Origin of the sequence: Parapedobacter soli (assembly GCF_025460835.1) — a bacterium.
GTDB lineage: Bacteria > Bacteroidota > Bacteroidia > Sphingobacteriales > Sphingobacteriaceae > Parapedobacter > Parapedobacter soli.
Window position 1 is genome coordinate 1 of record NZ_JAMXAY010000165.1, and the last position, 517, is coordinate 517.

The 517-nt window shown below is 55.7% G+C and carries 1 protein-coding gene; it reads right to left on the minus strand.

From position 1 onward, the window contains the following. Window positions 1–517 (minus strand): MBG domain-containing protein (locus tag NGM62_RS22035; RefSeq protein ID WP_262250455.1); only part of this gene is annotated, 517 nt, incomplete at both ends.

The following is a 517-nucleotide window of genomic DNA, read 5'->3' on the forward strand; positions in this document are numbered from 1 at the left end:
TCCCGCTGGCAGGTCGCCAGCGAGGGTAAGCCTGTGTTCGGTGCCATCATAGGTAAATGAAGTATTTTCGAAACCGATGCCCGTGATCTGTCGTGGTGTAATCGTCAGCGTCCCTTCTTCGAACGTGATTGCATAGTTGTCATTCAACGCCAGATTCCCTTGGATGATGGCGTATCGAGCTACATCCTCGCCTTGCTCACGCGTTAGCCCACCAGTGAATGCATCATCGCCCACCAGTTCGGGGCCAAACGTATAGGTCAATAGCGGGTCTTCCGCATCAAACGCTTTCGTCTGGTCTGACGCGGTCACCGTAATCTCCAATGGCGTGATGGTCAGCGTAGCGGTCAATTCCACATCCTCGTAGTTACCTCCGCCATCGATATAGGCGATGACCTCGTGCGTGCCTGCATTTGTTGCCCCATTGCCCGGCTCGCTGTCAATCTCGTAAGTCACCGAGGCTCCCGCCGGCAGATCGCCAGCGAGGGTAAGCCTGTGTTCGGTGCCGTCATAGGTAGAC